This window comes from Streptomyces sp. NPDC001156 (assembly GCF_053598275.1).
On sequence record NZ_JBSFJX010000108.1, the window covers coordinates 1 to 26,908 of the forward strand.

The following is a 26,908-nucleotide window of genomic DNA, read 5'->3' on the forward strand; positions in this document are numbered from 1 at the left end:
ATTGAGGGCCTCCTTTCCGAGCACGTATGGGACCCGGAACCAGAATCCACCGGGCTGTGCAGGGAAGGGGGCCCGGCCCTCATAGAGTCAGGTCACATCGCTGATCGGCGATCCCGATACAACGGACGGCCGTCCTGCTGTCTTCACCTGGACAAGGGCGGACGACCTCATGATTGGCCGCACTGCTGCGCCTGGCCTACCTTGAGTCACTTTCCTGGAGGCCCTTAGCGGTAGCCACGCCACGGCGTCGATATGTGCCATGAACCGCTCGCATCAGGACATCATCGACAGTGCTGCCCCAACCCGACCATAGGGTTTGGGGAATGAATTCCTCCCCGTGCGCCGCCCCTTCGGCGCCTACGGCAAACAGGACGACGCGTCCGCTCCTTGGCCCCAGTTGGTTCGCAGCCGTCATGGGCACCGGCATCGTCGCCAATGCGGCGGTCACCCTGCCCTGGAGTTTGTCCGGACTCCGGACCGCCGCCATGGTGGTCTGGCTGGGCGCGGTACTCCTGCTGATCCTGCTGGCTGTCGGCTACCTCCGGCAGCGGGCGCTTCGGTTGCACGCCGGTGATCCGGTGATGGCCCAGTTCTTCGGCGCGCCACCGATGGCGCTGCTCACCGTGGGCGCCGGGGCGCTGTTGCTCGGCCGCCGGCTGATCGGGCTCGAGGCGGCGCTGGACGTCGACTGGGTGCTGTGGTCGCTTGGCACCGTTCTCGGTCTCGTCACAGCGTGCACAGTGCCTTATCTGATGGTCACCCGGCACCGCTTCGCTCCGGACGCGGCGTTCGGGGGCTGGCTGATGCCGGTGGTGCCACCGATGGTCTCGGCCGCGACGGGTGCGCTGCTTGTCCCCCATACACCCGCCGGGCAGCCGCGGCTCGCCCTGTTGCTGGGCTGCTACGCGATGCTGGGGCTCGGTCTCGTGGCGGCGCTGCTGGTGCTGGCCATGATCTACGGCCGTCTGGTGCACCACGAAGCACCCACCGGGACCGTGGTGCCCACGGTGTGGATCGGGGTGGGGGCCTTGGGCCAGTCGGTGACGGCCCTCGGCGCTCTGGCCGCGGTGGCGCCCAGCACGCTGCCCGTTCCCTACGCGCGGGGCACCGCGGTCTTCGCACTGCTGGGCGGAATCGTGGTGTGGGGTTTCGCCATGCTGTGGCTGGTACTCGCCGCCGGGCTGACCGCACGGACGATCCGGGCCGGGCTGCCTTTCGCGCCCACCTGGTGGTCCTTCATCTTCCCGGTCGGCGCCTGCGTGACGGCCACCAGCGCCCTCGCGGCGCGGACGGGTTCAAAGCCGTTCGCCTGGATAGCCGTGGTGCTCTATGCGCTGCTCGTCATCGCCTGGGTGGTGGTGGCCGGCCGCTCCCTGTGCCACGCCGCCGGGTACATCCGCCGGCGGCCCGTCGCCGGGCACGCACGTCGGCGACCCGTCCGGGCGGAGCTACTGCGTGGCGCGGCCACCGTGCTCAGGGGCACCGTCCGCGCCGGCGCTGACGGCCGCCCCGTCTCCGAGGCTCGTGTCACTCTGCTCGATCCGGCGGGCGATGTCGTCGGTATGACCCTCACTGCCAGGGACGGCTCCTACGCGTTCGCTGATCTCGAAGGCGACCGCTACACGGTCGTAGCTGCGGGGTACCCGGCCCGAGCTACACCTCTTGCCCTCGACGGCAGCGGCCAGGATTTCGATCTGACGTTGGCGCACGAAGAGGGCTGAACAGCTCCCCATCGCTGACGGGTCCGCTCCGCCGTCTGCCCGCGGTGCATGCGCTGATGGCGCCGCCGGTGACCACGGTCATGTCGGTGGTCGGCCCGTGAGCGAGAGGCCGTACGGCTGGCGCGGGTCGAGCAGCCTTCCGGCAGCCGCAGGGTGCCTCAGGTCAGGTGCACGTCCCATTCGTTGCGCAGTGTTGCCAGGCGGGGCATTGCTCACCCATGCCGTGGGCTCCGGCCAACGGGGTGCGGGCGTGAGGCCAGATGGTGCGGACGAGACCGACGTGTCGTACGCCGCCGAGGGCCACGACAGGGTCGAGGAGCACGGTGTCACGCTGCGTTGCCTGCTACGGGAGAACCTGAGCCGTGGTGGCGCCGGCTGCATCATGGAGCGTGACGCACGGTTCGATGACGTCGTCGAGGTCGAGCAGGCCGTACCGTACGGAGAGCTTGGGCAGCCGGTCGGGTTGCAGTGCATCAGCCGCCTCGCCGCACGCACGGTGACATGAGCCGACGTACATGTCTGCCACCCGTGCGGGCCGGCCCAGCTTGCGGCTGCCACACGGGGAGTGCTCGCTCAGTTCAACGGTGGAACTTCATGTTGAGGTCGCAGGGGGTACGCAACCCGGCTGATCATCGATGAAAGTGACCGTCTCGTTGAGCGGCGCCCGGCCTGTACGGGTGTTGCCCGCTGTGACGTCCTCGTAGCCGATCGACATGCCGCAGAAGAGGACGAGGCCCTTCGGCGGTGACAAGACCTCCGCGACGGTCTTGCGATACTTCGCCCACGCCATCTGCGCGCAACTGTGCAGCCCCTCGGCGCGGAGGAGCAGCATGACGGTCTGCAGATACATGCCGACGTCGGCCCACTGGGGTGGCCCCATTGCCCGATCGATGTAGCAGAACAGGGCGGCGGGCGCGCCAAAGAAGTCCCAGTTCGCAGCAGCGGCCCGCTGGCGGGCTTCCAGGTCCTCGCGGGCAATGCCGCGTGCGCCGTAGAGCTGCTCACCGAAAGCGAATCGGCGCTCGCGGTACGGAGACTTCAGCGCGGTCGGATACTGCTCGTACTCCGGCTCGTCCCAGGCATCGCCTGAGGCCACGCGCTCGCCGGCGCGCTTCCTGAGTTCGGCCAGCGGGCAGCCAGTAAGCACATAGCTGTGCCATGGCTGCAGGTTCGATGATGAGGGTGCCCAAGCCGCAGCGGACAGTACGCGCTCCAGCACCTCCCTCGGGATACAACGGTCGCTGAATTCGCGAACCGCGCGTCGGCTCGTGACCGCTTCATAGACGTGCACAGTTACCCACCTCCCATTTGAGTGGCGTTCTACCTGATCGACAGCTAAAGCGGGTGAAATGTGACAAGAATCCGACATCTCAGGAGATGCATTTTCGGCGGGACACGCCAGCACGGAGAGTCACGGGGGTGGGTGCGGGTCAACCAGCCGAGGGCACGGCGTGCACCGTGTTGAACAGAGCCTCGAAGGTGTCCTGCCAGGGCCGACGGTCGGGCAGGTGGAAGGCGAGCCAGCGGGCCGAACGGGCGGGCACGTAGATCAGACGGTTACGGACGGTCGCGCAGGTCGCACGGGCGTGGAAGGTGCCGGCCAGGGCCCCGCAGGCGCGGGTGAGGGTGAGGGCGAGCGCGGCCGGCGTGAGCCTGGCGGCGTTCGCCTGGAAGTTACCCTAGGGGGCGTGCGCGAACGGGCCGTTCTTCAGCTCGGAGATGACCTGTTCCCACATGGCGTGCCACCGGTGATCACATGCGGCGTCCGCCAGCGGCAGCGTGGAGTCGGTGAATGCGGCGCGGTAGCACCAGGCGGTGGACATCGCACCTTGTCACAGGCGGCCCTTTCGCAGCCGAACGAGCGGCATCGTGGCGTCGAGGGTGTCCTGGCGGAGATCGACACCGCCCGCTGCCACGACTTGCCGATCCTCGAGCCTGGTACGCGACCCGCGCAATCGCGCGTGCGCCGGAGGACGGTCAGGGCAATCTGTCGACTCAGGGCGTGGCGGGCAGCTCAGCGTGTAAGTTAACACGAAGATTCGTTTTTTTCGCGTAGGATGGATCCATGCCCAAGGTCACGCAGGAGTACATGGAGGCCCGCCGTAAGCAGATCCTGGATGCGGCTCGTCGCTGTTTCCTGCGCGACGGATTCCACTCGACGTCCATGCAAGACCTGTTCGCGGAATCGGGCCTGTCGGCGGGCGCGGTCTATCGGCACTTCGCCAGCAAAAACGAGATGATCACGGCGATCGTCGAGGAGAACATGCGTGACGTCCTCGACATGGTTCACAGCGCCGCCAGGAACCGTCCCAGCAGTTCCGTCGGTGCTCTCATGGCCGAGGTCCTCGACATTGTGAAAACTAAGACTGCCGAGCAGAATATCGCTGGACTGTCCGTGCTGGCGTGGTCAGAATCTCTGCGGAACCCCTCGTTGGCCGGGCAGTTCGACGACCTGATGACTCAGATGCGATCCGCTCTCACGGATGTCGTTCGAGAGCACCAGCAGAGTGGCAATCTCACGCGCGAGGCGTCTCCCGAGGCGATCGCCGCCGCACTTGTATGCATCCTCCCCGGCTACATCCTCCAGTTGGCCATGGGCGACAGCAAGATCATGGAGGAAGTTCCTGGCGCGTTGCGGGCACTCTGGCCAAATTCGGCCGCGCCCTCGAATTGAGTATGGTACTGCCGGTCCACTAGTAGAATCGCATCCCCTGATGCTCCGGCCCTAGGCCCTAGTGTTCGCCATCTGCCTCGGCAGACAGTGAAATGCTGCCGGTCGGATGTTCAGAGCACGGCAAGTCACTGTGCCCACGGCACCCAGCGCTGGACAAAGCGAGGAATTTCCTCGTCACCTCCGGTGAGTGTGGTGAAAGACAAGTTGTCCAGCAAAGACGGCTCGCGCCATGCGCCAAGGCCGTCGGTACTGGCCCCCGCTTAGCTGCATCTGTTCCGTATTTATGACCGCTGGCGGTACAGATGCGCGTTGCCCCGCAGGAGCGCCCTGCCATTGCCGGAGAAACCGGCGCTACGCGGAACCGGCCGGCCCATCCCTGAGTTACGTGGCCGCCGGTTCGACGGGTGCACATGCTGACCATGACGACAAACCGGGTGCCGTCGCGGGAAACCTCGCCGTCGGCCTATCGCTGTCACCCGTCCTGCGCTCGAGCCAGTGCAGTAGTGGTCGACGAACGGTGGTGCCACTACGCCGCGCGGTGACGACCCAGAGTGGGGCACTCCGAGGCGCAGACGGCGCTGCCGTCGGAGTACGATACGGCGTCCTCGGCAAACAGTTGCTCGAGCACGGCCACCTCCCCCGTCTGGGAGGCCGCCACGAATGCCGTCAGGAACCGCTGGTGGTATTCGGCAGCCACGCTGGCTCGTTTCGTTGTGGCTAGGCGCTTGCGGGCTCGGCTGACCAGTTGACGAGCGTTGACCTGGGAATGGCCGATGATCTCGGCGATCTCTCTATACGGGTAGTCGAAGGCCTCCCGGAGCACGTAAGCGGCTCGTTCCACGGGGCTCAGCCGTTCCAGAAGTATGAGCAGCGCGACTTCGAGCGTTTCCCTGTTCATGGCACCCGCCTCGGGGTCGCTCATGGTGTCGATGGGTTCCGGCAGCGACACGCCGACGTACCTCTCACGGCGGACTCTCGCCGATTGCAGCACGTTGAGGGCGAGCCTCGTCACCAACGTGGTGAGGAAGGCTTTCGGGTTCTGCACCTGGGATCGGTCGCATGTCTGCCAGCGGATCCAAGCCTCTTGGAGGACGTCCTCGGCTTCGCTGACGCTGCTCAGCATCCGGTATGCGATACCGAACATCACGCCACGGGTGTGACGGAACACGGCCTCCGGTTCAGGGGGGTCCTCGGCGTCATGCGCAGGCTGGTCCATCGTGGTGAGCATCGGTCTTTTTCCTTGCTTTGGTGCTTTGGTGCTTTGGTGTGTTGGCCGGCTACCGCGATCCACCCAAGCGAGAGGGACAGACCTCGTGCCCTGATGGGTTGTCGTTGATCGTGGGTGGTCCAGAGGAGCCGGCCGGTGTGGTGGGTCGGGCAATTCGGGCGTCCGGATTGCCCGTGAGGACCAGCAGCGGCGGCGAACATGCCGACGGTCCCCGTCGGTGTCGACGAACGTGTCGCGCTATGCCGCACTGGCATCCGGCCCATCTCTTCGAGGGTGTCAACGTCGATCCGTCAAAACGGCGCCACGAGGGGCAGTACGGGACCGCCTCGCCTTGACCAACTCCTCTTGGAGCACCCTGGCCCGGTAGTTACGCTCTTGCTGGTCGCACGTCCCGCGCTCGTTCCCAGCGCCTGGTGAACAAGCGTGTTGTGTTCTCCGGTTCGATGTTCCTGGGCGGCTTTCGCTTGTGACGCCACGAGCCCGCGGGAGACCGGCAGATCGACGGGAGGCAGGTCCGTATCGCAGGAAGGCGACGGGCACTCATCGTGGTCTGCATCATTCGTGGGCTGCGTGCCGGGCGTGCGAGTGCGGGTGGTGCCCTTCTAGTGCCCGCGAAGGAGACGGGATGGGTGCTTCGGACGTTCGCTGCAAGAAGGCATCGGCGAGTTCGTTCGCGGCCAGGCCTTCAGTCCTCGTATCGCCGAACTCGTGGGCGCCTTGTTCGAGCGTGTCGCCCGGGACGGTGAGGGCCCGACGACCGAAGACCACGGACAACAGCCCGAGCACGGTCCACAGGGTGAGAACGGCGATATGGCCTCCGGATCCGTTCCCCCCGAAGTAGGCCGTGCTGCGCAGAAGATTTGCGCCGGCACCCGGGGGCAGCCACTGGCCGATGTCGTCAACTGCCTTGGGGAGCAGTTCCGGTGCGGACGTGCTGCCGGAAAACGGGTTTCCTATGAAGACCATGAGCGCGGCGCTGACCCCGAGCCCTGAATGACCGATGAGCCTGATCAGACCGGCGCTGGTTGCGCTGACGGCGAGCACCGTGAGGGACAGAGCCGCCCAAGTAGCCACGTGTTCGTGGGGCAGTGCGCCCAAAATACCCTGGGTAACCATGTAGGCGACGAGGCCGGAGATGGCGCACACGACGATCAGGTCGATTGCCCGACGCCACCCCGGCAGATGGAGACCCGACAGAGTGACGAGGGCTGCGATGAGAATGCTGCAGATGGTGAGCGGGAGAAGTGCCGCGCTGAAGACCACTCCCCGGGGGTCGTCTGCAGAGGTCGGGACGACATCCACGGTGTTCACAGTGACCTTGGCCGCCGTCTTGGCGACGCCCTTCCGGGCACGGGACCCGTGGGACGTCCCATGGGCCGCAGGGACGAGTGTTCTTTCGGGCAACTTCGCGGCGTGGGCGGCAAGTTGTTGTCCAGACATCCCGAGCAACTGCGCCACGGACGTACTCGCGGCAGTGGCTTCCAATACGGTGACTTCGCCAGGGTTTATGACGAATGCACCGTAAATCTCCCGATTCTCGATGGCGGAGCGTGCCGACGTCTGGTCGGGGTAGAGGTGGAAGTCGAATCCGCCCGGTTCACCACGATCCAGGCTTTCGACCGCATTCTGGCTGGCCGTGCTCGTACCCACGATCCCCACGGGCAGGTCTCGCGGCGCAATGCGCGATGCGGGCCACGCGAATGCCATCGCGGCCAGCGAGATCACCAGTGGCAACCCCACGATCATGAGGACAGTCCGGCGCCAGGGCAGGACCCTCACCAGTGGGTTCTTCACAGCCACGCCTCCCATAAGACGAATGATCATTTTGTTGAGCATCAGTCTGGTGCGCTTGCCGAGAATCGTCAAGATGAACATTCGTTTTTCTTTCCAGATGGACCTGTGCCGCGGTCACAGTCGATGTGGTGGTGAAGATCAGCGGACGCTGACGTGCAGGTCAGTGCGTGCAGGTTCGGTGCGCTCCGCCTCTCCGAAGGCGACCGAAGGCATCAACCCGCGGGGATCTGCGTCACAGCGGGAGTACCGTGAGGATCACCGATGAGCTGACCCGGGGCCTGCCTGTTGACCTCTTCCAACCGTGGTTGTTGCTCCGGCTGTGTCGGCGGCTGCCGCGGTGCGGCGCTGGTGTTGGTGTCGAGTGCCCGCCGCCCTCGGGGTGACCGCCGGCGGTGGTGAACCAGCAGGATCCATCCGGCGACGCTGACCAGCCCGGGGCTGATCAGCCGGTACAGGAGATCGACCGCGGTGGCGGAGCTGGTAGGTACCCCACCGTGGTACAGGGTGAGAACCAGGGCCGCGTCGACGGTGCCAAGCCCGGCGGGCAGCAACGGCATGGCTGACGCGGCCGTCATCGCGGCGACGTAGGCCAGCAGCACCGTGCCGAGGGCGGGCGACGCCCCGACGGCATGGCACACAGCGAGCAAACACGCGAGGTCCGCGGTCCAGTTGCCCAGGGCCAAGCCAAGACTCCGCGCCCAGAAACGGGCCGGCGGGTGCATGGCAGCCAGCTCGTCGAGCAGCCGTTCGACTGACGGATGGTCCGCGGCGCTACGGCGCAGCCTGCGCCACAGGCGAAGAAGGACGCTCACAGGCCGACGCAGTGCGGCGGGGTGGTGGAGCAGCGCCAGAGCGGCGCCGGCCAGAGCGCCGGTCGCGACGACCTGGACCGCGACCGAGAAGAGTTGTGAATTGTCCCCTGCCAGAGTGTGTCCGACGCCGGCGAGTACGGCGAGCGCGATCGTGCTCAGAACGCCGGTGGCTGCATGCGCGAAACCGATCTGAGGTGCGCTGGCGCCCAAGGAGCGCATGCGGCGCGTCCGGTAGGTGATAGAGATCAAGCTCCCGCCGGGCAAGGTCGCGCTCAGAGCGTTCCCGGCGAACACCATGGCGGCAGCGGAACCGAGCCTGACGCGCAGCCCGCCGACGCCAAGCGCGAGCCGCTGAAGGCGGGCAAACGCCATCATGGAAACCGTTTCGGCGGCAAGTGCCAGGAGAAACCACCTGAGGTGGGCGTGGGCCAGCTGCCCTGTTGCCTGGCGCGCGTAGGGCGCCACCCACACCAATTCGGCGCCCGCTACGCTCAACATGACGCATGCGGTCAGCACGGTACGTCGGCGCAAACGCGGCGAAGTCAAGACGAGTCCCTGCCGCAGGGCTCCCCTGCCCTGCCCGCCACCACTCCTGGATCATCGGCGCGGCCGACCCAGGTCTCGTGCGATCGCTTGCTCATCGCGGCGTCGGCCAGTCGGGCAGAAGACGGATGGGTCCCTCGAGGTGCATGCGACACCGCGCGCGCTCGGGGAGGTCCAGGCCCCACAAGCCCGCGAAGAAGTGCACGTCGACGCCGACACCTGCGGTGTGGCCCGGTTCTCTCCCGGCGACGTACGGGAAGAGGCTGGCACTATCGAGCCGGATCAGGTGCGCGGCGTCGGTGATGCCATTCAGCGTGAGCATGGCGATAAGAGCTTGGTGGGTTCCGCCCTCGCCGCGGGGGGAGTTGCGGACCAGCCGCAACTGCCCTTCTGTTCCTGCGAGTTGGTGCCCCATGTCCGTCCGGCGCCCCCAAGAACGTCGCGAGTGGCCGGCTTCGTCGGCGTCGGCGATCCGAAAGCGCATCAGTCCTTCTGCCGGACCTCGGGCGACATGACTGACGAGGAAGGCCTCGTCCAGGTGCAGTGGCAGGTGCGAGGACACCCGGCCGCAACGCCGACTGCGCAGCCAGCTTCCGGCCCCGCGGTTGCCGTTGCCGTCTTCGCTGTTCCGCGCCTTGGGCCTGACGGCCGAGCGGTCCCCGTCGTCCGGAGACGGAGGTGGGGAGGGATAGATCATGGTGGGTTACCTGAGGGCGTGTAGGGAGGCTGCGTGGGGCCGGCGAAAGACGACCGCCTGGACTTCAGAGGCCGCACTCGCGGCCGAGCCGGGCTGAGCCTCGTGGCGTGTCTGCCGATGGTGTGGGTGATGCCACCAAGCGCACTGAACGGCACGATGAGGAAGATCCCAGACGTCGCATGAAGGGGGCCAGGTGCGCCATGGGGCATCCTCAGGCCATGGCCGCGGGCTGCTGCATGAGCCAGTCCTGGGTGAGCGAGTAGCCGGCCCGGACCAGGCGCGGTGTGTCGCGGAAGTCGATGAGGCTGGCTACGGGGGTAGTGGCTGGGGGCAGCCGAAGAACCGACCCGCGGACGGCTGCCAGGTCCCGTCTCTCACGCTCATCCAGGATCTGGCTCACTGCCCGGTAGGCGGCGAGCAGGGGTGCGTGTGCCTGACGACCCGTCTGTTTCGTGATGGCGGAGGGCAGCACGTAAATGGTGGTCGCGCCGAGCGCTTCCGCCTGGAGCACGGGTGTGTCCGCCGACACGCCACCGTCGATGAGGCGGCGCTCCCCAACGCGCACCGGTGGATACAACCCCGGGAAGGCCGACGAGGCAAGGAGCGCTGAAACAGCGTCACCTCGGGACAGAACGACGGCGGCGCCGGTCTCGAAGTCGGTCGTCACGACGTGCACGGGCACGGCGACGTTCTCAAGGCGGCTTACGCCGACGCCGTACCGCAGCAATTGCTGCAGCGCCTGGCTCGAGACCGCCGCCTCCTCCCACCCCATGGCGGCCCTGATCAGGGTCCTCGGCGATATCGGAGCGACATGCCGGCGCTTGAGGCTCAGCCACAACGCTTCCAGCCTGTCGATGCCCTCGATGCTCGGGTCGGCGGCGAAGGCAACGCCATTGAGAGCGCCGGCTGAGGATCCCACTACGAGATCGGGAGTGATTCCCGCCTGCGTGAGCGCTCGAAGCGCGCCGACTTGCGCCGCGCACAGGCTGCCTCCACCTTGCATCACGAACGCCACCGTGCCGGACGGCGTCCGCTCAGCCACCGTAGGCGCTGTCGGCATCCCGTCAGCCTTCGGAACCTGACACGGGGTCATTCCTGACCCGCCGGTTTGCACCGTAGCCATGCCGCCTCCTCCCGTTCCGGGAACAGCCATTCCTATAGCGCCGCCCATCTTGCGCCATAGGCGAGCGGCAGGTCAAGACGAACATTCGTTTTTCTATGTCGAAACCCGGACTCCGGATCGGGCTTCCACTGGGCCAGTGACCTGCGAGTCTTCGGGAGGAGCGGCACGTGATCGCTGTTTCGGCAGGACCGGCGAATGCGACCACCGCTGCGGGTGCTCGGCTTCGCGTGCCCCATCGCTGGACCGGCCCGCGCCGGAGCACCTGGCAGCCAGCGACAGCAGCGCCGCCGCTGCCGGCCCGAGCAGCACCAGCCGGACTGCCAGGTCCTCCCCGGCCAGCCTTCGGTGAAACGGAAAAAGCAAGGGTCCCGCAGACATAAGTGAGGTGGAAGGCGAGCGCGGGCGGCGTGAGCCTGGAAGTTACCCGAGGGAGCGTGCGCGAACGGGCCGTTTTTCAACTCGGAGATCGCCTATTCCACGATGGCGTACGCGGTTGATCACATTCGGCGGCCGCCAGCGGGAGCGGTCTCGGGCTGCGTGGATGCCACGCCCTCGGATCGGGACGCACGGTTCCCGAAATCCCGGCTTCGGCCGTGCGGCGGCGCCATTCCACGCGGCGCCCGGGGTCTTGAGGCGATGTCCACATGTGCCGCCGTTATGGCACATTGACGTGTCTTTCTCGCCTCCCGCGCCGGCATAGCCTCGCTCGTGCGACACGGTCGGATGGGTTCGTCTCCAGAACGGATGCGAGTGGAATCGGCACCCTCGGGCGGGGACGGCCCGGCAGGCCGACCGTGTCGGCCGTCGGTCGTTCTGAAAAAGAAAGAAGGCGATCCACACCGTGGCATCGCGATCACATGCCGGGGAGCCGGTGCTTTATGGGCGGGAATTCGGCCTCAACGAATGGCTCGTGGACGAACAGTACGAGCGATACCTACAGGACCCATGCTCAGTCGATCAGACCTGGAGGGACCTCTTCGCCTCCCCGCCTCCCAATGCCGGTCGGCCGACGCGCAACGCCACGACGGCTGCGCAGGACACGGACGAGGCGGCGGTCAAGGCGGTCCGCGTTGCCGCACTCATCCACGCCTATCGCGTGCGCGGACACCTGGCGGCCGACACCGACCCGCTCAGAGGCCAACACGGAGTGGCACACCCGGAGCTCGACCTCACGGCATTCGGGCTCCGGGACGAGGACCTGGAAAGGACGTTCGTCGTCGACGACTTCGCCGGGCAGGTCACCATGACATTGCGCAACGTTCTGAAGGTGCTGCAGGAGTCCTACTGCCGGACCGTGGGCGCTCAGTACATGCACATCCAAAGCTCCCAAGAACGTCGGTGGATCCAGCATCGGATCGAATCGCCTCTCCCCCGGCCGGATCGCGCCGAACAATTGCAGATCCTCTACCGGTTGGGCGCGGCAGAAGCCTTCGAGACGTTCCTGCACACCAAATATGTGGGCCAGAAGCGATATTCACTCGAAGGCGGAGAGTCCGCGATCGTGCTGCTCGACGCCCTCCTGCTGTGCGCCATCAAGCACGGTGTGGGAGAAGCGGTCATCGGTATGGCGCACCGAGGCAGGCTCAATGTTCTGGCCAACATCGTCGGCAAGTCCTACGCGGAGATCTTCCATGAGTTCGAGGACGCGACGGACCTTCGGTCAGTCCAAGGATCAGGCGATGTGAAGTACCACCTCGGTGCGGAAGGCACATACCGTGCTCTGGACGGCAGAACGATCGCCGTCTCCGTCGTCGCGAACCCCTCGCACCTCGAGATCGTCGGACCGGTGGCCCAGGGAGTCGTGCGGGCCAAGCAGGACGAGGCCGCAGTAACGGGTAACGTCTTCCCCGTCCTGCCCATCGTCGTCCACGGCGATGCCGCGTTCGCCGGCCAGGGCGTGGTCTGCGAGACGCTGAACATGTCGCAGCTGCCCGGCTACCGCACCGGCGGGACGGCCCACATCGTCATCAACAACCAACTCGGCTTCACGACCTCGTCCACCAGCGGCCGTTCGAGCACCTACGCCACCGATGTGGCACGGACGATCGAGGCCCCGGTTTTCCACGTCAACGGGGACGACCCCGAGGCCGTCGTCCGCATCGCGCGGTTGGCATTCGACTACCGTCAGACGTTCCACAAGGACGTCGTCGTCGATCTGATCTGCTACCGGCGTCACGGGCACAGCGAAGTCGACGATCCCTCCATCACGCAGCCGGCGATGTACGACCGGATCGACGTGAGACCTTCGGTGCGCAAGTTGTACGCCCAGGCGCTCGTCACCCGAGGACACATCGGCGAGCGGCAAGTGGAAGGCGCACTCCGGGACTACCGGGAACGCCTTGAGCGGGCCTTCGTCGAGACCCGGGCGTTGCCGGTACCCAACTCGCCGAAGCCCGTCCTTCACGACGATGGGCCCGCCCCTCAGATGACCACCGCGATCACGGAGGCGACCGCCCGGCACGTCATCGCGTCCCAGACCCATCTGCCACCAGGCTTCACAGTGCACCCGCGGGTGCTGCCTCAGCTGCACCGGCGTACCTCGATGCTGGATGCGGGAACGATCGACTGGGCTACCGCCGAAACGCTAGCCATTGGCTCGCTGCTGCTGGACGGGGTCGCGGTGCGGCTGGCCGGGCAGGACTCCCGCCGCGGCACGTTCGGCCAACGGCACGCGGTGCTCACCGACCGCCGCACCGGCGTGGAGCACACGCCGCTGAACTCCCTCGGCTCGCAGGCCGCCGACTTCGCACCCTACGACTCGATGTTGTCCGAACTGGCAGCGCTGGCCTTCGAATACGGCTACTCCCTGGCACGGCCCGACGCTCTGGTGCTGTGGGAGGCCCAGTTCGGTGACTTCGCCAACGGCGCCCAGATGGTCATCGACGAGTACATCGCGTCATCCGAACAGAAATGGGGGCAGCGCTCCGGGGTCACGCTGCTGCTCCCGCACGGCTTGGAGGGGCAGGGACCTGACCACTCCTCCGGCAGGATCGAGCGACTCCTCCAACTGTGCGCGCAGGGGAACATGACCGTCGCCATGCCCACCGTCCCGGGCAACTACTTCCATCTGCTCCGGCAGCAAGCGCTCGGCCAACGCAGCAGGCCACTGGTCGTCTTCACCCCGAAGTCGATGCTGCGGTTGAAGGCGGCCACCTCCGCGCTGCCGGAGCTCACCACGGGCACGTTCCGCCCCGTCATACCGGATGAGACGGCCGATGCAGCCCGGATCCGGCGCGTGCTGGTGTGCTCGGGCAAGGTCTTCTACGACCTGGACGCCTACCGGCGAAGCTACGACCTGTCGGACACCGCGATCGTCCGCCTCGAGCGCCTCTACCCGTTCCCCGAGCACGAGTTCAGTGCGGAGCTCGCCCGCTTCCCCTCCGACGCCGAGGTGCGCTGGGTGCAGGAGGAGCCGGAGAACCAAGGAGCCTGGTCCTTCGTGGGGCCGCACGTGCACCGGCCGGCGAACCGTCCGATCGGATGCATCAGCCGACCGCAGGCACCGGCCCCCGCCGTGGGCTCCGCCCGGCGGCATGCCGGCGAGCAGAAGGATCTCGTGGCATCCGCCTTCCGCTGACCCTGCCGCCTGCCACGGTCCGGACGACGCCTCCGTATGGCGCGCACCCTGCGGCTGCGGACACTTCTCCTAGGACCGGATCCGAGGGTGTCCGCTCGCATGGGGCCTGGCGCCTGGACTGTAGGCGCCCCCGTGCCGGCATGGCGCCGGGACGGGGGCGCTGTGGGCTGGGGAGAGCCGCGCCATGGGAAAACACCAGCGACCTCACCATCAACGGTCCGTGTTGCCTCGGCTACGGGCAGACCGGGTCGGACACCGAATCGTTCTTGCCCACGCCGGTCGTCCGGAAACTGGACCGGAACGCGCCAGGCGTCACCCCCAGGTGCCGTACGAACGCTCTGCGCAGCGACTCGGGCGAGCCGAACCCTGTGCGCCGCGCTACCACCCGCATGGCGTCATCGCCCGTCTCCAGCAGCACCTGGGCGGCTTCGAGCCTGACCTGCTCCACATACCGGGCCGGAGTGGTTCCTACCTCTTCGTAGAAGAGGCGGGTCACATGACGGACGCTCACGCCCGCCCTGCGCGCCATGGCCGACAGCGTGTGGTTGCCCCCGGGGTCCTCGGCGACCGCGTCCAGGACCCGACGCAGCACCTCCTGGCGGGGCTGCGGGGCTTGGGAGCGGACGCTGAACTGGGACTGGCCTCCCGGTCGCTGCATGAAGACGACCATGTCCTTGGCAACCGCTCGAGCGACCTGCGCACCGTAATGATCTTCGACGAGTGCCAAGGACAGATCGATACCGGCGCTGACACCTGCCGAGGTCATCATCTGCCCGTCCCGCACGAAGAGGGCGTCCGGTTGAACCCGCACGGACGGAAAACGAAGTGCCAGTTGCCGCGTGTGCCGCCAGTGCGTCGCGGCGCGACGCCCATCCAGAAGTCCGGCCGCCGCCAGCAGAAACGCTCCCGTGCATACCGATGCCGTGCGGTGAGCCTTCTTATGCAGTCGCCGGACCACGTCCAACACCGCGTCATCCTTGATCAGCGTTTCCCATTCGGGGCCGCCCGGGATCACCAGAACGTCGCACGGCTCACGTACCTCATCGGCAGCAAGGTCAGCGCTGATGCGGGTCCCGGCAGAGGTGACCACTTCCGTCCCGTCCTCGGACGCGATCTGCACCCGATAGCGCCCGCCGAACTCGTTCGCCGAGTCGAACACCTCGATGGGGCCGGTCACATCGAGCAGCCGCACCCCCGGGAAGACGAACACGGTCACAGTGAGCGTGCCCGCTCCGGGTCGGTTGTGGTTCATCGGAGACCTCCGGGCGGCGCGGGGTGTGGACACGGCATGTTCCTCAGCGTGCCGCCGCCGATCAGTGCCTCGAGAGGGCCGGCGCTTGGGTCGCGGCCCGGTCTGCCGGCGCCGGTGATGAAGAGCGTCCCGTTCATAGCAAGCTCCTACGCAACGACGAATGCGGAGTGGGCCCCCCACAAGGTGCCGACCCGTCGAGCCAGCCTCCCCTACCGAGCGCCTGCCCCCGGCAGACATGCCACCCCACCACATATGCCGCGGGCTGCACGATCCGTGCCCAAGGGCCGTGTAAAACTCCTCGAGGCGCCGGCGTGCGAGAGCTCCAGCGCGGGTCAGACAGCGGATCACAGCTGACGCCTCGAGCCTGTTCACAGCACTTCCCGGTGCCCATCATGTGCCTGTCACCAGCACCCATGCCACGACCGGCGCACTCCCTGCTGGTAGGCAAAACCTTCCAGTCCGCTCATCAGGAGTGGCATGAAGCTACTCCTTCGCGCATGGCACCCCCGAAGGGGCGTGTTATCAGCTGCGCCGCGAGCACCAGCGGCGCTATCGCCTCCCTGTGCAACCGACGGTCGGCTATCGGTCGGCGGTCGCTCGACGAGAGAAGCCTGCCGGCCCGAGCGAGCGGGCCAGTGTGGCGCCGGCGCAGGCCGGGGTGCCTGGTGATGTGTCAGACCAGACATCCGTCCAGGCGCCGGGGGAACAACGCAGCCTGCACCTCTGACCGGTCGGCACCTCCCGGCCCATTCGGCGTCGAACGATGATTGACTGGCTCCGGCAATCGCAGCACCAACCCCCGGGAGAACCCGTAGCCATGAGCGTCGCCTACACGTACGAGTACAAGGTCGTCTCCTTCCGCGAGTCGCTCATCGGCGACGCCCTGGACAGCGACAAGCTGGAGAAAGTCCTCAACAAGCACGCCGAGGACGGCTGGGGGCTGAAGGCGATAACCTCCGCCGACGTCAAGGGCCGCATCGGGCCGGGCGCGGTCGAGGGCCTGCTCCTCACCTTCGAACGGCCGCGCCAGTAGCGGTTGCGAGGCCCCGTCCGTCCTGGAGCACGGCCGCCACGCCGGCGCAGACTCGACCGCACGTATGCGCTGGTGTTGCGGCCTGTGACGGGCACCGGCCGGACAGGGCACATGTGGCAGCGTGGGTCGGCGACGGCGCGGAATTCGTACGAACAATCCCCGACAGCGGGGCGACGTGAGACACCCTCTTTCGGGTGCAGCGGACAACAGGTCGATCGCGCTCGAGGCAGAGATCCACGTCACCGTGGCCGACGCACCCTCCCTCGATCTGGATGCCGTCGTCCACCGGCTCACGGCCCATAGCAAATGACAACCCCGACGTGCTGGGTCTCACCCTCCACCTCACACTCAGCACGCTGACAGACACCACGATGCGCGCCTCGGCGTCCCGCGTCCGGCGCAAGCTCAGGACGTGACTCAGTGACCGCCACACGCGTGCAGACAAGCCGGCAGGATTCGCGCACGCATGTGGGCCGTACCTCGATCGCATCTGTGGTGGCTCCCGTCGATGCCACGGCTCGCCATGACCGGTCGTCAAGTCCCCTGTCCCGGCCGCCGCCCGTCAGCCATACGAGCCATCCAGTGCCGGCGTTCGACCGAAGCAACGGCTGGCTCCGATGCGGCGGTCGGCCGACTGGGGGGGCGCCTCCCCCTGGCTGGTGGACACCCTGCACGCTGGCCCCGGCGGGCGCCGGGAGAGGGTGACCGATTATGGTGATGAAGGTCTATTCACCCGAGTTCAAGGCTGACGCTGCGGCCCTGTGCGGCTCGGACCCCGACCTCACGATCGCGCAGACCGCGCGTGGCCTGGGGATCAACGCGGAGACCTTGCGGAACTGGATCCGTGCCGACCGCACCCGCGGCGGCATCAGCACCACCAGGAAGAACGTGACCAGCACCACCCGGGCCGACCCCGGGAAGGGCCGCCCGGGTGAATGTCCTGCCGACCGGCCCGACCGGAAATCCTCTCGGCCAAGCAGCTCGGCACACTGTGTGAATGCGGTTGCAGAAGCAGATTCCCACCTTGATCCATCAAACCTGGAAAGACACCGATGTACCCCCGAAATGGAGGAAGTGGGCTGACTCTTGGCGTCTGCACCACCCTGACTGGGGGTACCGCCTGTGGACCGACGCCGACAATCGGGCGTTCCTCCAGGAGCACTACCCATGGTTCCTGCCGGTCTACGACGGCTATCCAGAAGCAATCATGCGGGCCGACGCAATCCGCTATTTCCTGCTCGACCACTTCGGCGGGCTCTACGTGGATCTGGACTTCGAGTGCCTGAGCGCGCTCGACGGAATCCTTGACGGGCAGGAGCTCGTCCTCGGCTGCGAGCCCGAGGTGCACACACGGCTCTTGCTGGCGCGCCGGCGCGGGTTCGGCCGCATCGTCGGCAACGCGTTTATCGCATCACGGCCGGGCCACCCTTTCTGGGCCCATGTCCACCGGCAGTTGGTCGGTGCCCACAAGCTGCCCGACCCTCTCGACGTCACGGGCCCCTTCTTCCTCACCCGCGCGATCGGTGCGCAACCATCTGCTCTCCCGGGCCCTCGCCGACGAGGAGTGGGTGCTGTGGCTCGATGCCGATGTCACCGGCTACCCGGCCGACCTCGTCCAGCACCTGCTCGGAGCGCGCAAGGACATCGTCGTCCCGCACTGTGTCACCACGACCGGTGGACCCACGTACGACCTCAACACCTTCGTTCTTCACCCCAGAGCCGGCACGCTCAACTGGTCCCAGTGGCTGCGCGACGGCATTCTGCAGCCCCCCAGAGGGTTCGGCCGAACGTACCTCGACGAGTTGCGCGGGCAAGGGCTCCTCCGCGTGGACTCGGTCGGCGGCACCGTATTGCTGGTCCGCGCGGACCTCCACCGTGACGGCCTGAACTTCCCCTCCTTCCCGTACCGGCGCCTCATCGAGACCGAGGGTCTCGCCGCGATGGCCCGGGACATGGGGACCGCATGCTGGGCGCTGCCCGACCTGGAAGTGCTGCATCCGCACCATGTCCCCAATCCGTCGGACATCGAGGCCGTGTCACCGTCCTGATCCTCCGGGGGGCCGATACGCAAGCGCCGGTCCGTCGCCCCACAAGACGAGGCTTGTCGACGCTCCCTCAAATGAGCCATCCCGAACGTCACGCCATGGGCCAGAGGGACGGCGGCGCCGCGACCGACGTGGAGAGCAAGACGGTGACCGTACGTCGACGTCGCCACGGCACCAAAACGTTCCTTGGCCGCCCGGTGGCCGGACTGTCCTCAGGCTCGTCAGCCCGGCCCCGAGCAGCCGTCAGGTCCGCCCGGAGCCCGCCGAAGGAGCTCGTGACCGACCGCAACAGCCGGACACCCGGACATCGGGCGGTCCGTCACGGCCTCTGCCCAGATGGGGAATTGGATGATGCCGATCACGCAAATCGTGGCGAATTCCGGCATTACCGCTAACGGGAGTAACCGCTTTGACACGCTGGGTAGCCAATTTTACGGTGGCGCCACTGCCCCTGCGGCGCAGATCACCGCGGCATAAGGGCAGCTCCCTACCTCGAAAGAAGGCCCACCGTGAAAGCTCGTGTCATATCCTCCCTGGCCCTCCCCGCTGCCCTGGCAACCGCCGGACTCCTCAACACCGCGGAGGCGGCCTATGCCGCCGCCCTGAATGCGGACCCTCTCGCGGCGTCCGCACCGTCCGGGTACCAACAGCAGCCGCCAAGCGGCGACGTCGCCCTCATCTCAAGCTCCGCGCACCCCTGCACCCCCATGGGCAACGTCACCATCTCGCACTACGGCCACCATTGCTGCTCGCACATGAGCAATGTGACCTTCTGCCACTACGGCCATCATCATTCACACCACCACGACTACGACTACGACGACTGGGACTGACAGCGCCCCAGCCAGTAGGTGATCCGGCGGGTCTCCCGGGACATGGCCCCCGAACGGGGGTCCCCGGGGGCCGCAGACGCATGACAACGCACCATCCTGCGACCCGTGCCCGCTGGATCCTCCTTCCGTCCCGTTCCCTTCCGAAACGAAAGACGGCGCATGCCCCACAGATCCGACCCCGTGGTTTCGGTGGTCATCCCGTGCCACAACTACGCCCGCTATCTGCCCCAGGCAGTATCCAGCGTCCTCGCCCAGACGTTCCGCGACTGGGAACTCGTCATCGTCGACGACGGCAGTACCGACGACACCGCCGAGGTGACCCAGGGCCTGATCGCCCGCCACCCCGACCGGAGCATCAGACTGCTCCACCAGGCCAACGCCGGGGTCTCCGCCGCGCGCAATGCCGGAATCGAGGCCAGTGCCGGCCGCTACATCCTTCCCCTGGACGCCGACGACGTGATCGCGGGCACGATGCTGGAGAAGACCGTCGCGGTACTGGACGGCGATCCCGGCATCACCATCGCATCGACCGATGTGTTCACCTTCACCGACGACGATCTGCCGCCGCAGGTGATGTCCCTGCCCGCCTACAGCAGAGAGTTGCTGCTCCAGCGACTGATCATGTTCTACTGCTCGCTGTACCGCCGTGAAGCGTGGCAGACCGTGGGCGGGTACGACGAGAGCATGCGGGCCGGAGAAGACTGGGACTTCTGGATCGGCTGCGCCGAGCACGGTTTCGACGCCTACCACATCCATGAGCCGCTTTTCGGGGCGCGCAACAAGGACACCGGACTGCACCTGGAAGCCGCCGAGAACGACCTGGCCATCCGGGCGCGGATCGTGGCCAACCACCCGGGCCTGTTCAAGCCGATCACTCGCGGCTGGGCACACGCCGTGCTCAGCCAGGACGCGGAGGCCTGCCTGCGGGACGAGCACGTGCCCGACGACATCCTCACCCGGGCCACCGAGATGGACCAGTTCCTTGCCGCGGTCATGGCCTTGCAGCGGACCACGCGGGTGCAGTACTACCACATCCGGCGGCTGGAAAAGGCGCTGGCCGTTCAGAACGGAACAGCCGAACCGCCCACCCAGGAGGCCGAACCCGCGCCGACGGCTTCTGCCGTGTGACGGGGTACCCCTCTCGCCTGAATCGTCGTCAACGCCGCCGTCCCCGCACCGAAGGCGTCCCCGCACGCCGTGCTCTGGGGGCTGCTGGCGGTGGCCGCGTGCAGCCAGGTCGTGGGGTGGCTGCTGGTCGCAGCCGCTTCACCCAAGCTGGCCAGCCATGTCGGTGCGGTTCTGCTGCTGCTCACCCCGGTCGGTGCGGTGGCGCTGGGCGCGGTCGTACTGGGCGAGCGCCCCAGCCCGCTGCAACTGGTGGGCTGCGTGCTGATCCTGGTCAGCGCGTACGTCACCACGGACCGGGGCGTCACGTCGGCCGACGGACAGAGCGGCAGGCGAAAGCCAAGGCGGCCGCGGTGAACACGGTGTCGAGCCTGCCCTATGCCAGACGGGACCAGGAATCGCCACGTCACAGCACGGGGGAATCCACCCGACGCAAGGCGCATCGCCCGAAGACCAGCGAACTCCGTCGGTATCCCACAGTGGGCCGGTTGGGTGCGCGCGATGTCAGGCCGGGCAGACAGATCGCTGCCGACGCGGGCGGTCGGTATCGCAAGAACCGTGGTCCCTGGTCGCGTTGTTGCTGCCTGCTACGCCTTGCGCGTGGCGTAGGGCCGAACAACCGCGTCGCAGCCGCCCCCAACCGGCGCCGGGCCTGTTCCATCGAGGCATGGAAACCGCGCCACCGGCCCTGCGCACCCGCTTCACTGAACTCGTCGGCTGCACGGTGCCCGTCCAACTGGCGGGCATGGGCTGGGTCAGTGGCGTCGACCTCGCCGCCGCGGTCTCTGAGGCCGGCGGACTCGGCATGGTCGCCTTCCCCATGGCGACACCCGAGGTTCTCACAAGGCTGCTGGAGGAGGTGCGGCAACGGACCACCCGCCCGGTAGGGATCAATATCATCCTTCCGCTGCTCCAGGACGACGCGTGCATCGACATCGCCGCGCAGCGGATGTCTGTCGTCGAATTCTTCTGGGCGCCCCCCTCCCCCCGTCTGGTCGCCCGGGTCCAGGCGGGCGGGGCGCTGACCGCGTGGCAGGTCGGCTCGGTCGAGGAGGCACGGGAGGCGGCATACGCAGGGTGCGACTTCGTCGTCGCCCAGGGAGCGGAGGCGGGCGGGCACGTCCGCGGATCCCAGGCCCTGCGACCACTGCTCAGCGAGGTGACTGAGCACGTCGACGTCCCTGTCGTCGCGGCCGGCGGCATCGCCACCGGCAGATCCGTCGCCGCCGTCCTCGCCGCCGGCGCCGACGGCGCCCGTATCGGGACGCGGTTCGTCGCCACGACCGAAGCCGACGCGCACCCGGAGTATCAGCAAGCCTTGATCCGGGCCACCTCCGCCGACACCGTGCTGACCACACAGTTCTCGGTCATGTGGCCTGACGCACCGCACCGGGTTCTGTCGGGCTCGGTCGAGCGGGCGAGCGCCCTCGACACCGACATCGCAGGCGAGGCGGTGCTGGCCGGCGCGCTGGTACCCGTCCCCGCGTCCAGTCCTGTCTGCCCGACGCGGACGACCACCGGGCACGTGGACGCAATGCCGCACTACGCAGGTCAGGCTGTCGGCGCCATCACCGGGATCGAACCCGCCGCAGAGGTCATGCGCCGGCTCACCACCGACGCGATCACACACCTGCGCCAGGTATCCGCCGGCCAGAATCCCCACTGACAACACACTCGAAACCCCTAAGAGATTCCGGCAGCCGAGAGCGCGCCCGGTCACTGCCGCAGGGCGTATCTCTCAGCTTTCTGAGGCTGCGTGGTGGCGCCGGTAGTGGCGGGCGACGCGCACGCGGTTGCCGCACGCTGGGGAGCACCATTCCCGGCGCGCGTGGTTCTTGATGAAGAAGCATGCCCCCTCCGGAGAAACCGTCCCCGCAACCAGCCCCGGCCGCGGGCGGCACGTAGGTCTGGACTACCGGGTTGAGACGCTCCCAACCGGTGGAGAACCATCAAGCCGCCCCTACGCCCATGGGACAGCGGTCACTGGACGACGGCCTCTGATCCCTTGGGCGCGCTCAGCCCAGAGTGGCTGGATGGCGGCCAGGTGAGGGCAGGGGCCGCCGCAGCACGTACCAATGTCGAGAAAGTCAGCGACACTGAGCACGCCCTCACAGCCAGTCCAGGTGGCGACGCCATAGCCTCCGACTGGTCCGGCGCGGCCAACCACACGTGATCAAGCGCACACCTCCGTTCGGCGCTACTCAATCGCAGAGCCACAGGCTTCCCGTACGGCCTCGACAGCCCCCATATGAACGATAAAAATGAGGGCTCCAGCGTGGGCGAGGGAGAGAACGTGACAGCCGGTTTCCGCGATGTACGGTCGCTTGCGCAGTCCGTGACCATTTCGGACGTCGCGGAGGCGGCAGGCGTCTCTCGGCAGACGGTCTCCAACGTGCTCAACGCACCGGACCGCGTGCGCGCCGAAACACGGGAGCGGGTCACCCGGGCCATCGCCGACCTCGGCTACCACCCCAACCATATGGCGCGCTCCCTGCGGGCGAGTTCACCCCGCATGATCGGTTGCCGCATCCTGCCGGTGCACGCGGAAACGGTGGCCGCCATCCAGGACCGCTTCCTGCACGCGCTCGCCGAGTCGGGGCAGGAGTGCGACCACCATGTGCTGCTCTTCACGGCTGCGGATGTCGCCGCGGAGACCGAGCGATGCACAGCCCTTTGGCGCGCAGGGGCCGTGAGCGGTGTGGTGCTCTACGACATGACGCCGGACGACCCCCGGCCGGGACGGCTCAGGGCCGCCGGTGTGCCGTTCACGGCCTTCGGGCGTACGGCGGCCGACACGGAGCACTACAGCTGGGCCGACGTCGACAACGCGGCGGGGACGGCCTCGGCCGTCGACCACCTGGTCGCCGCCGGTCACCGACGCATCGGCTTCCTGGGCTGGCCCGAGGGGTCCAGCGTCGGCGATGCGCGCGCACACGGCTGGCTGATGGCCATGGACCGGCACGGTCTGCTGGCCGGGAGCCACCGACTCGACGTACGGGGCGACGACACGACCTCGAGCGGTACCAGGCTGATGACGAAACTCCTGGACAAGCCCGGCCCACCGACCGCCGTCGTCGCGGCGACCGACACGCTCGCGGTGGGGGCGCTCCACGCGGTGCGCGACCACGGGCTGCATCCGGGTCAGGACATCGCTGTGGTGGGCTTCGACGATTCTCCTGCGGCTACGGCGCTCGAACTGTCGAGCGTTCGTCAGCCGATCGAGGAAGTCGGCCGGCTGGTCATGGCGGAGGTGCTGCGGCTGACCGGCCGGAGTCCCGGTGCGGACGGCGAACCGCCCGCGAAGCCGCTGCACCGGCTCCTGGCACCCGAGTTGGTCGTCCGCGCGAGCTCCGCGCCGGTACAGACCCCGCCGCCGCCCATCGATTCGGCCCAGCCGCTTCGTCTCTAAGAGTCATCACGTAATGCGGTGATGTCCGTCCGGTGTCTATGTGAGCTGGCGCGCCTGGGTGGCGTGTTGTCCGTACAGCCGGCTGTTCCGACGTGGGCCTTGTGCCGCTCGTTCGCGGGTCGGGGCTCATTCGGGGTTTGTCCGGTACCGGTCGGTGTGTTTTGTCGAGCAGAGGCCCGAGGCCAGAGACATCCGGCGTGCGGGCTGCCGCGTGGGTGCGGCCCCGTGCGGGGCGAGCACCGCGCTGCGGTTGACTCGACAGGGCCTCTTGCAGCCCTTCATGGAAAAGGATCTCTGTGTGGCGCGCCTGGACGTCGTCCAGGCGGGCGGTGCTTGGATCGTCCGGATCATGGAGCCGGACGTGGGCACCCAGGGCTGCGGAGACCATGTCCCGGCCACCGACCAGCCCACACGAGGTGCAGGCGTGGATGCGGTCGGAGAGGGGTTTTGGCGACACGCTCTCCACAGAAGCAGGTCTGGGACAACTTCGTGGTGAAGGTGGAAGCCCGCAGCATCCGACCGCCGGTCTTCTCACATTCCCGGCCGATGGCGATGACGAGTCGGCCGGGTGTAGTGGCTTGGAGGGCTTTGCCCCACACCCGGTACCAGGTGCGGATGTCGCAGTCCTCGACGACGAGGTTAGCGCCGTGTCCGGCGACGGTACGTTCGGCCATACGCCGGGCGCGATGGTCTTTCGCCGTGACCGCGGTCGCCGCCGCTTCGGCGAGGCGAGCACGGTTGAGGCGGTAACCGGCCGACAGCGTGTCGCGCCGGTACGCCTGTTTAGGCACGCCCGCCTTGTTCGCTGACCGGGCGCCGCGGGGAGTTTCGATGGTCCGCTCGGGCAGGCCGCCGGCCCGGCGCCGTTCGGCCCGGGCCTGCTGCCGTTTCGACGGTTCGTACTGGCCGGGGTTTGAGGCCCGGCGGGAACGGTCGAGCGCGCGCTTGCGCCCTCGCTCCTTGCGTCGAGCTTTCGCCAGGGCCGCGAACTCGTCGTCAGTGAGCTCGACCCGGATCGCCTCGATATCGCCGTGGGCAGGGTCGAACGTGGATGGGAAGGAGACGATAGACAGATTGGAGATGTTGCCGTCGACTCCGCCGATCCGGTCGAGTTCAGCTGCGGCAGCGCGCCGGGCCTTCGTGGTGGGTGATGCGTAGCCGCCGGCCAGGACCATCAGGTGGGCCTCGTACGCCCACCCGCCCGGTGCGGACGCGTCCCGGCGCCGCACGAGGTCGATCTTGTGCCACGATTCCGGGTTGTCCAGGAAGTGCAGCAAGCGTGGCCACCGGCCAGAACCCGACGGCAGCCGGACAGGCAGGACCAGGTCGCCGCGGCTACTATCGGCGCCGCCGGTCAAGACGACAACCAACGCTCCGGTGTGGTCCCACCACGTCGCGGCCCGCGTCTTCGGTTTTGCCTTCGCTGTCTTCACGCCCGTCGCGATGCGCCCCGACGGGCGCGAGGGTGCGGGCAGGTGGCGCGGTTGCTCCAGGACGTTCTTGCCTGGCGGGAGGGCTGCGGCCTGCTCCGGGGTGGTCACCGAAAGGCCGAGGCCGCGGTACCGGTAGGCAGCCAAGTGCCCGGCGAGTGTGCCGTGCAGGCGGAACGTTTCCCATTTCCGGGCCGTGGTGTGCGACCGGGCGCGGCCGGGGATGCGGGTGTAGTCCCACCACCGGCCGACCTTCGGCCTGCCGTGCCGGCGACCGCAAGCATCCGGGAACAGATGCCGACTCACGGATGTCTCAAAGACCTCGTCGGCCTGATGCATCACCAAAGCTTTGGTGACGTGATGGCCCAGATGCCTCGAATTTTCCATGTGCCGGTACGCACGCCGCTCCATCCCCTCCCTGGACAGGCCCAGTTCCAGACGCCACGCTTTCGCGTCCGTTTCACGGCGGACGCCACCGGCCCAATACGCGTCGACCACATCCCGGGCATCGCGCTGCAGCGCACGCTTGACAGACCACATGGCCCAGTACATCTGCTCGACCCGATGCCGGACGCAGGAGTCGTGAACATCCAGGGGGAGGCGGATCACAGCAAGCTCGACGTCCTCGCCGCGCGTCCACCGTTTCCCTTTGTTCTTCCCTCGGAACCGGCGAGAAGGAGCATCGGAGGCAGACACGACATCCCGCGGCTTGGCGTTCACCGATGCCTCCCTCCGTCGCAACATCCAGGACTTGTCCGCAGCTTGGCCCGTGCGGCAATCAACGCCAAAACTACAAGGGGCCACTGACAACCAGCCCTCGCGCAGCAGCAACGCCGGGACCCAGATGCTCCGTTCATGCGCCCACGTCTCGCTTACTGCACGACCACCGAACTTCGCGCGTGGACGGGGCTTGACCGGCCCGCAGATGCAACATCTGGTGCAGCAGTTGTGGGAGCTCGCACCGGACACGGGCCGCGGCCGGCCCTGGGCACTACCATTCGCCGACCGAGTCCTGCTGATCGTCCTTGCTACCGGACCAACCTCACCCTGCAGCAACTGGGATCCCTCTTCGGCATCTCCCACGCCGCCGCACACCGGGCCATCGCCTGGCTTGCTGCACCGCTCGCGCAGTCTCTCGGCCCGCCGCCCACCGACCGGCGGGAACTGTGGATCGTCGACGGCACACTGATCCCCGTCCACGACCAGCAGCGCACCACGCAAGCGAAGAACCACCGGCGCAGCGTCAACGTGCGGATCGTCTGCCGGACCCGTGACCGGCGCGTAGTCGCCGTCGGGGATTCGTGGCCGGGCAACCGCAACGACATCGTCGTCTTCCGGGAAACTCTCGCCGCCACCTTGCCCGGCCATCCCAGACTCTCTCGCGACGGTGGCTACCGCGGCAGCGACCGCATCCGAACACCACAGCGCGCAGCAGACGGCCGCATCATCAAAGACCACAACTACCGCCGGTTCCGTCGCAGGGCCGTCGCCGAACACACCATCGCCCGTCTCAAAGATGGCTCTCCCGGCATCGGTGTGGGTCAGCCGGTGCGAGTGGGGGGTCGCTCCCACGGCAGGACGAGGGTGATGGGGCCGCAGGTGAGCATGACCA

Annotated in this window: 23 protein-coding genes and 1 pseudogene; 14 read left to right on the forward strand and 10 right to left on the reverse strand. The window is 67.5% G+C overall.

The genetic code is table 11. The features are described 5' to 3' along the window. The first annotated feature begins 323 nt into the window (after positions 1-323). Positions 324-1,721, forward strand: a complete 1,398-nt coding sequence (locus ACWDA7_RS34090) for an SLAC1 family transporter (protein ID WP_450609392.1) — start codon at positions 324-326, stop codon at positions 1,719-1,721. Positions 1,722-1,971: 250 nt separating this feature from the next. Continuing rightward, entirely contained in the window at positions 1,972-2,226 is a 255-nt protein-coding gene (locus ACWDA7_RS34095) for a hypothetical protein (RefSeq protein ID WP_450609394.1), read from the forward strand. An 87-nt stretch (positions 2,227-2,313) separates the two neighbouring features. Here the strand turns inward: ACWDA7_RS34095 and ACWDA7_RS34100 are convergent, their stop codons facing one another. After that, positions 2,314-3,012 carry a nitroreductase gene (locus ACWDA7_RS34100; RefSeq protein WP_450609396.1) on the reverse strand — a complete coding sequence of 233 codons (699 nt, stop codon included), beginning with the start codon at positions 3,010-3,012 and terminating at the stop codon, positions 2,314-2,316. A 388-nt stretch (positions 3,013-3,400) separates the two neighbouring features. After that, positions 3,401-3,544 carry a hypothetical protein gene (locus ACWDA7_RS34105; protein WP_450609398.1) on the reverse strand — a complete coding sequence of 48 codons (144 nt, stop codon included), beginning with the start codon at positions 3,542-3,544 and terminating at the stop codon, positions 3,401-3,403. A 242-nt stretch (positions 3,545-3,786) separates the two neighbouring features. Here ACWDA7_RS34105 and ACWDA7_RS34110 point away from each other — a divergent pair, with 242 nt between their 5' ends. Next, positions 3,787-4,395: a TetR/AcrR family transcriptional regulator gene (locus ACWDA7_RS34110; protein ID WP_450609400.1), complete on the forward strand. Its 609-nt coding sequence runs from the start codon at positions 3,787-3,789 to the stop codon at positions 4,393-4,395. 526 nt (positions 4,396-4,921) lie between these two features. On the opposite strand, the gene ACWDA7_RS34115 is transcribed toward ACWDA7_RS34110, so the two are convergent. The 5 genes from ACWDA7_RS34115 to ACWDA7_RS34135 all read right to left on the reverse strand — a co-directional run bounded on the left by ACWDA7_RS34115 (position 4,922) and on the right by ACWDA7_RS34135 (position 10,640). Further along, positions 4,922-5,623, reverse strand: coding sequence for a sigma-70 family RNA polymerase sigma factor (locus tag ACWDA7_RS34115; RefSeq protein WP_450609401.1), 702 nt, complete (start codon positions 5,621-5,623; stop codon positions 4,922-4,924). 555 nt (positions 5,624-6,178) lie between these two features. Then, entirely contained in the window at positions 6,179-7,498 is a 1,320-nt protein-coding gene (locus ACWDA7_RS34120; RefSeq protein ID WP_450609403.1) for an ABC transporter permease, read from the reverse strand. Positions 7,499-7,629: 131 nt separating this feature from the next. Continuing rightward, positions 7,630-8,727, reverse strand: coding sequence for a lysylphosphatidylglycerol synthase transmembrane domain-containing protein (locus tag ACWDA7_RS34125; protein ID WP_450609405.1), 1,098 nt, complete (start codon positions 8,725-8,727; stop codon positions 7,630-7,632). Positions 8,728-8,866: 139 nt separating this feature from the next. Further along, positions 8,867-9,469: a hypothetical protein gene (locus ACWDA7_RS34130; protein WP_450609407.1), complete on the reverse strand. Its 603-nt coding sequence runs from the start codon at positions 9,467-9,469 to the stop codon at positions 8,867-8,869. 211 nt (positions 9,470-9,680) lie between these two features. Then, positions 9,681-10,640, reverse strand: coding sequence for a patatin-like phospholipase family protein (locus ACWDA7_RS34135; RefSeq protein WP_450609409.1), 960 nt, complete (start codon positions 10,638-10,640; stop codon positions 9,681-9,683). 823 nt (positions 10,641-11,463) lie between these two features. Here ACWDA7_RS34135 and ACWDA7_RS34140 point away from each other — a divergent pair. Continuing rightward, the gene (locus ACWDA7_RS34140; RefSeq protein WP_450609431.1) at positions 11,464-14,169 is read left to right on the forward strand and encodes a multifunctional oxoglutarate decarboxylase/oxoglutarate dehydrogenase thiamine pyrophosphate-binding subunit/dihydrolipoyllysine-residue succinyltransferase subunit; all 2,706 of its coding nucleotides are present in this window, start codon (positions 11,464-11,466) and stop codon (positions 14,167-14,169) included. Between the two features lie 232 nt (positions 14,170-14,401). On the opposite strand, the gene ACWDA7_RS34145 is transcribed toward ACWDA7_RS34140, so the two are convergent. Continuing rightward, entirely contained in the window at positions 14,402-15,421 is a 1,020-nt protein-coding gene (locus ACWDA7_RS34145) for a GlxA family transcriptional regulator (RefSeq protein WP_450609411.1), read from the reverse strand. 817 nt (positions 15,422-16,238) lie between these two features. On the opposite strand from ACWDA7_RS34145, the gene ACWDA7_RS34150 reads away from it, so the two are divergent. The 8 genes and pseudogenes from ACWDA7_RS34150 to ACWDA7_RS34185 all read left to right on the forward strand — a co-directional run bounded on the left by ACWDA7_RS34150 (position 16,239) and on the right by ACWDA7_RS34185 (position 22,123). Next, positions 16,239-16,454: a DUF4177 domain-containing protein gene (locus tag ACWDA7_RS34150; protein WP_450609413.1), complete on the forward strand. Its 216-nt coding sequence runs from the start codon at positions 16,239-16,241 to the stop codon at positions 16,452-16,454. 711 nt (positions 16,455-17,165) lie between these two features. Further along, entirely contained in the window at positions 17,166-17,537 is a 372-nt protein-coding gene (locus ACWDA7_RS34155; RefSeq protein ID WP_450609415.1) for a transposase, read from the forward strand. Further along, positions 17,452-17,709: pseudogene (locus ACWDA7_RS34160) on the forward strand (glycosyltransferase family 32 protein); the annotation flags it as partial. The gene ACWDA7_RS34155 and the pseudogene ACWDA7_RS34160, both read left to right, overlap by 86 nt. Before the next feature lie 268 nt (positions 17,710-17,977). Next, a complete protein-coding gene (locus ACWDA7_RS34165; protein WP_450609417.1) occupies positions 17,978-18,502 on the forward strand; it encodes a hypothetical protein in 525 nt (174 codons plus the stop codon). A gap of 506 nt (positions 18,503-19,008) precedes the next feature. After that, positions 19,009-19,332: a hypothetical protein gene (locus tag ACWDA7_RS34170; protein ID WP_450609419.1), complete on the forward strand. Its 324-nt coding sequence runs from the start codon at positions 19,009-19,011 to the stop codon at positions 19,330-19,332. 159 nt (positions 19,333-19,491) lie between these two features. Beyond that, positions 19,492-20,460: a glycosyltransferase family 2 protein gene (locus ACWDA7_RS34175; RefSeq protein ID WP_450609421.1), complete on the forward strand. Its 969-nt coding sequence runs from the start codon at positions 19,492-19,494 to the stop codon at positions 20,458-20,460. A 21-nt stretch (positions 20,461-20,481) separates the two neighbouring features. Then, complete coding sequence (locus ACWDA7_RS34180; RefSeq protein ID WP_450609433.1) at positions 20,482-20,814, forward strand: EamA family transporter; 333 nt, start codon at positions 20,482-20,484, stop codon at positions 20,812-20,814. Positions 20,815-21,124: 310 nt separating this feature from the next. Further along, positions 21,125-22,123 (forward strand): NAD(P)H-dependent flavin oxidoreductase, encoded by a 999-nt coding sequence (locus tag ACWDA7_RS34185; protein WP_450609423.1) that lies wholly within the window; start codon positions 21,125-21,127, stop codon positions 22,121-22,123. Positions 22,124-22,195: 72 nt separating this feature from the next. Here ACWDA7_RS34185 and ACWDA7_RS34190 read toward each other — a convergent pair whose 3' ends face one another. After that, entirely contained in the window at positions 22,196-22,339 is a 144-nt protein-coding gene (locus ACWDA7_RS34190) for a CGNR zinc finger domain-containing protein (RefSeq protein WP_450609435.1), read from the reverse strand. A gap of 411 nt (positions 22,340-22,750) precedes the next feature. On the opposite strand from ACWDA7_RS34190, the gene ACWDA7_RS34195 reads away from it, so the two are divergent. Then, on the forward strand, positions 22,751-23,866 hold the full coding sequence (locus ACWDA7_RS34195) for a LacI family DNA-binding transcriptional regulator (protein ID WP_450609425.1): 1,116 nt from the start codon (positions 22,751-22,753) through the stop codon (positions 23,864-23,866). Between the two features lie 347 nt (positions 23,867-24,213). On the opposite strand, the gene ACWDA7_RS34200 is transcribed toward ACWDA7_RS34195, so the two are convergent. Further along, positions 24,214-26,016: a transposase gene (locus ACWDA7_RS34200; protein ID WP_450609427.1), complete on the reverse strand. Its 1,803-nt coding sequence runs from the start codon at positions 26,014-26,016 to the stop codon at positions 24,214-24,216. A gap of 228 nt (positions 26,017-26,244) precedes the next feature. On the opposite strand from ACWDA7_RS34200, the gene ACWDA7_RS34205 reads away from it, so the two are divergent. Next, positions 26,245-26,908: transposase (locus ACWDA7_RS34205; protein WP_450609429.1), on the forward strand; the 664-nt coding region annotated here is incomplete at its 3' end.

Excerpts from the sequence above, each read along its gene's own strand:
- ACWDA7_RS34090 (WP_450609392.1), top strand. The coding sequence starts at position 324 with ATGAATTCCTCCCCGTGCGCCGCCCCTTCGGCGCCTACGGCAAACAGG.
- ACWDA7_RS34105 (WP_450609398.1), bottom strand. The coding sequence starts at position 3,544 with ATGTCCACCGCCTGGTGCTACCGCGCCGCATTCACCGACTCCACGCTG.
- ACWDA7_RS34110 (WP_450609400.1), top strand. The coding sequence starts at position 3,787 with ATGCCCAAGGTCACGCAGGAGTACATGGAGGCCCGCCGTAAGCAGATC.
- ACWDA7_RS34115 (WP_450609401.1), bottom strand. The coding sequence starts at position 5,623 with ATGCTCACCACGATGGACCAGCCTGCGCATGACGCCGAGGACCCCCCT.
- ACWDA7_RS34120 (WP_450609403.1), bottom strand. The coding sequence starts at position 7,498 with ATGTTCATCTTGACGATTCTCGGCAAGCGCACCAGACTGATGCTCAAC.
- ACWDA7_RS34125 (WP_450609405.1), bottom strand. The coding sequence starts at position 8,727 with ATGTTGAGCGTAGCGGGCGCCGAATTGGTGTGGGTGGCGCCCTACGCG.
- ACWDA7_RS34130 (WP_450609407.1), bottom strand. The coding sequence starts at position 9,469 with ATGATCTATCCCTCCCCACCTCCGTCTCCGGACGACGGGGACCGCTCG.
- ACWDA7_RS34135 (WP_450609409.1), bottom strand. The coding sequence starts at position 10,640 with ATGGGCGGCGCTATAGGAATGGCTGTTCCCGGAACGGGAGGAGGCGGC.
- ACWDA7_RS34145 (WP_450609411.1), bottom strand. The coding sequence starts at position 15,421 with ATGAACCACAACCGACCCGGAGCGGGCACGCTCACTGTGACCGTGTTC.
- ACWDA7_RS34150 (WP_450609413.1), top strand. The coding sequence starts at position 16,239 with ATGAGCGTCGCCTACACGTACGAGTACAAGGTCGTCTCCTTCCGCGAG.
- ACWDA7_RS34155 (WP_450609415.1), top strand. The coding sequence starts at position 17,166 with ATGGTGATGAAGGTCTATTCACCCGAGTTCAAGGCTGACGCTGCGGCC.
- ACWDA7_RS34175 (WP_450609421.1), top strand. The coding sequence starts at position 19,492 with ATGCCCCACAGATCCGACCCCGTGGTTTCGGTGGTCATCCCGTGCCAC.
- ACWDA7_RS34185 (WP_450609423.1), top strand. The coding sequence starts at position 21,125 with ATGGAAACCGCGCCACCGGCCCTGCGCACCCGCTTCACTGAACTCGTC.